General features: G+C 63.6%; 5 protein-coding genes. 3 read left to right on the top strand and 2 right to left on the bottom strand.

Going from position 1 to position 3,954, the window contains the following annotated elements:
• The 3 genes from ACXJL8_RS35965 to ACXJL8_RS35955 form a co-directional block, all read left to right on the top strand.
• On the top strand, positions 1-169 hold a 169-nt coding region (locus ACXJL8_RS35965), incomplete at its 5' end, for a hypothetical protein (RefSeq protein ID WP_456686533.1).
• Positions 170-188: 19 nt separating this feature from the next.
• A complete protein-coding gene (locus tag ACXJL8_RS35960) occupies positions 189-1,463 on the top strand; it encodes a YeaH/YhbH family protein (protein ID WP_456618096.1) in 1,275 nt (424 codons plus the stop codon).
• Complete coding sequence (locus ACXJL8_RS35955) at positions 1,460-2,995, top strand: SpoVR family protein (protein WP_456686532.1); 1,536 nt, start codon at positions 1,460-1,462, stop codon at positions 2,993-2,995. The genes ACXJL8_RS35960 and ACXJL8_RS35955 overlap by 4 nt, the downstream gene beginning before the upstream one ends.
• A 259-nt stretch (positions 2,996-3,254) precedes the next feature.
• Here the strand turns inward: ACXJL8_RS35955 and ACXJL8_RS35950 are convergent, their stop codons facing one another.
• A complete protein-coding gene (locus ACXJL8_RS35950) occupies positions 3,255-3,716 on the bottom strand; it encodes a DUF1801 domain-containing protein (RefSeq protein WP_456617956.1) in 462 nt (153 codons plus the stop codon).
• On the bottom strand, positions 3,713-3,925 hold the full coding sequence (locus ACXJL8_RS35945) for a hypothetical protein (RefSeq protein ID WP_456617955.1): 213 nt from the start codon (positions 3,923-3,925) through the stop codon (positions 3,713-3,715). The genes ACXJL8_RS35950 and ACXJL8_RS35945 overlap by 4 nt, the downstream gene beginning before the upstream one ends.
• Positions 3,926-3,954 lie beyond the last annotated feature (29 nt).

The following is a 3,954-nucleotide window of genomic DNA, read 5'->3' as shown; positions in this document are numbered from 1 at the left end:
CTCCCAGGTCGAGGACCTGCTTCCGGTGATCTCGTTCGGGTCCAAAAAGGACGGTGAGACGGAGAAGAAACACGGCGAGTTCGTCGCACGCATGGTGGAGCGCGGCTACACCGAGCGTCAGGTTCGCCGGCTCGTCGAGTGGTACATGCGCGTAAAGCAGGCCGGTTGAGACGGATGAGAAAGTGGCCATTCACATTATTGACAGGCGCCTGAATCCAGGCGGCAAGAGTCTTGAGAACCGCCAGCGGTTCTTGCGTCGGGCCAAATCCCTGGTGCAGGGCGCCGTCAAGAAGACCTCGCAGGAACGCGACATCAAGGACGTCCTGGAGGGTGGTGAGGTCACGATCCCGCTCGACGGYATGCACGAGCCGCGCTTCCGCCGCGAAGGTGGCACCCGCGACATGGTGCTGCCCGGCAACAAGAAGTTCATCGAGGGCGATTATCTCCCTCGATCCGGCCAGGGCAGCGCCAAGGATTCCGGTCCGGGCGAAGGCGACAGCGAGGATGCCTTCCGCTTCGTCCTGAGCCGCGACGAATTCGTCGATCTGTTCCTCGACGATCTCGAGCTTCCCGATCTCGCCAAGCGCAAGATCGCGCAGAGCGAGAGCGAGGGCATCCAGCGCGCCGGCTATACCACCTCGGGCTCGCCCGCCAACATCTCGGTCAGCCGGACGGTGCGGCTCGCGCTGGCGCGCCGCATCGCGCTCAAGCGTCCCCGCAAGGAGGAGATCGAGGAGCTGGAAGCCGCGATCGCCGCGTGCACCGACGAGGACGAGCGCATTGTGCTCCTCGCTCAGCTCGAAAAGCTGAAGGCGAAATCGAAGCGGATTCCCTTCATCGATCCGATCGACATCCGCTATCGCCGCTTCGAGACGGTGCCCAAGCCCGTCGCGCAGGCCGTGATGTTCTGCCTGATGGACGTCTCCGGCTCGATGTCCGAGCACATGAAGGACCTCGCCAAGCGCTTCTACATGCTGCTCTACGTGTTCCTCAAGCGCCGCTACAAGCATGTCGAGATCGTCTTCATCCGCCACACCGACCGCGCCGAGGAGGTGGACGAGCAGACGTTCTTCTATGGTCCGGCCTCCGGCGGCACCCTGGTCTCCAGCGCGCTCCAGGCCATGCACGAGATCGTGCGCGAGCGCTTCAACCCGTCGGACTGGAACATCTACGCCGCCCAGGCCTCCGACGGCGACAACTCCTATTCCGACGGCGAGCTCACTGGGCTCCTGCTGACCGACAAGATCCTTCCGGTCTGCCAGTTCTTCGCCTATCTCGAGGTCGGCGAGTCCGGCGGCAGCGCCTTCGACCTCTCCGACTCCTCGCTCTGGACCCTCTACGAGCGCCTGCGTAACGGCGGYGCACCGCTCTCGATGCGCAAGGTCAGCGAGCGCAGCGAGATATTTCCGGTGTTCCACGACCTGTTCCAGCGCCGCGACACTCAGGAGAAGGCCGCTCCATGACGGAACGATTGTTCGAAGGCGCGGATTGGAATTTCCACACCTTGCAGCGCATCACCGATGCCTGCGAGGAGGTGGCGATGAACGATCTCGGGCTCGACGTCTATCCGAACCAGATCGAGGTCATCACCGCCGAGCAGATGCTGGATGCCTACTCCTCCGTCGGCATGCCCCTGTTCTACAAGCACTGGTCGTTCGGAAAGCACTTCGCCTACCACGAGGCCTCCTACCGCAAGGGCCTGATGGGGCTTGCCTACGAGATCGTGATCAACTCCTCGCCCTGCATCTCCTACCTGATGGAGGAGAACACGGCGACGATGCAGACGCTGGTGATCGCGCACGCTGCCTTCGGCCACAACCACTTCTTCAAGAACAACTATCTGTTCAAGCAGTGGACCGACGCGGACGGCATCCTGGACTATCTCGATTTCGCCAAGAACTACGTCGCAAGTTGCGAGGAGCGCTATGGCCGCGTCGAGGTCGAGCGCACGCTGGACGCCGCGCATGCGCTGATGTCGCACGGCATCGACCGCTACCCCGGCAAGAAGAAGCTCGACCTTCGCGCCGAGGAAAAGCGGGCAGGGCGCCGCCGCCAGCATGAGGAGGAGGTCTTCAACGACCTCTGGCGCACCGTGCCCAAGGGCGCCTCGAAGACCCGGGCCGCGCTCAGCATGGAACGGCGCCGCAAGCTGCTCGGCCTGCCGCAGGAGAACCTGCTCTACTTCCTGGAGAAGAGCGCGCCGCGGCTCGCGCCCTGGCAGCGCGAGCTTTTGCGCATCGTCCGCCACATCGCGCAATATTTCTATCCGCAGAGCCAGACCAAGGTGATGAACGAGGGGACGGCGACCTACGTCCACTATCGCATCATGACCAAGCTGCACCAGGAGGGCCGGCTCACCGACGGCAACTTCCTCGAATTCCTGCAATCCCACACCAATGTGGTGTTCCAGCCCGAATTCGACGATCGGCGCTTCTCCGGCTTCAATCCCTATGCGCTCGGCTTCGCCATGATGCAGGACATCGAGCGCATCGTGGCCCGGCCGGAAGACGAGGACCGCGAATGGTTCCCCGACATTGCCGGCAAGAACGACGTGATGGGCGTGCTGCGCGACGTCTGGGCCAATTACCGCGACGAGAGCTTCATCGGCCAGTTCCTGAGCCCCAAGCTGATGCGGCAGTTCCGCATGTTCCATTTGCACGACRATCCCGAGGAGCGCGCCGGCATCCGGGTCGACGCCATCCACGACGAGCGTGGCTTCCGCCGGGTGCGGMGCGAACTGGCGCGGCAGCATGACGTCGGCTACATCGACGCCAATATCGAAGTGGTCGATGTCGATCTGTCCGGCGACCGCCGGTTGATCGTGCACCATCGCGTCATCAAGGGCGCCCAGCTCAACGAGACCGATGCCAAGCGGGTGCTCCAGCATCTCGCCGACCTCTGGACCTATGACGTCGCGCTGATCGAGGTCGACGCCAACGACAAGGTCCTGCGCGAATATGTCGTGAGCCCGCGGCCGATCCCGGCGGCGGCTTGAGGCTGGCGGCAACTCCTACAGCGCCATGAAACTAGCCCTGCAACGACCGCGAGGGAGGTGCGCTCCCTCCCCCGCTTGCGGGGGGAGGGTTGGGGAGAGGGTGTCTCCACATTGGGACTCCCCCAGAGGAGAGAGCCCTCACCCGGCGCCATAGCCGATGCGAAGCATCGGCGTTTTTGAAGAACGGCGGCCAAGGGCCGCCTATGCCGACCTCTCCCGCAAGCGGGAGAGGTTTCAGAACTCGCGGCTGCTAAAGCGATCAACGGGAACCCGCGGTGCTCTGCGCCGGCCGTTTCTTGGCCGGCTTCTTCTTGGCGGCATTCAAGGCCACGGCCGCGCGGATCAGCGCCTTCAGCGCCTTCTCGTTGATTTTTTCGCCTTCGCGAATATCGATGGCGCGCCTCACGTTTCCGTCGAGGCTGGAATTGAACAGGCCCGCGGGGTCCTCCAGCGCCGCCCCCTTGGCAAAGGTCAGCTTCACGACGGCCTTGTAGGTCTCGCCAGTGCAGATGATGCCGTCGTGCTCCCACACGGGAACGCCGCGCCACTTCCATTCCTCGACCACATCGGGGTCAGCGTCCCTGATCAGGGCGCGAATCCGTCCCAGCATCTCGCCCCGCCAGTCGCCGAGCTCCTTGATCCTGCCGTCGATCGATTTGGACGCCGACGCTCCGTCCGCGTCCTTTGCGCTGGCCTTCTTCACCGCGACGGCCTTCTTCATGACCTCGCCTCGCGCTGCATGCCGCTGCGCCGGTCAAGATAGGGCAGTGCAAACAAATACAGCCCGGTCGCAAGCAGCGGAATCAGCGGGACGAGCGCCAGGAAGCCGATCCACACGGCCTGCAGCTGCAGCGTCATCGCGACGATGTTGGCGATGACGGCGAGCGTGAAGGCGATGGACAGCCAGCGATGGATCTGTCGAATCCACATGTTCGAACTCAATGGGACCTCCTCTGAGA

Source organism: Bradyrhizobium sp. P5_C11_2 (genome assembly GCF_054049755.1).
This window is presented reverse-complemented; position numbering and strand designations above follow the sequence as displayed.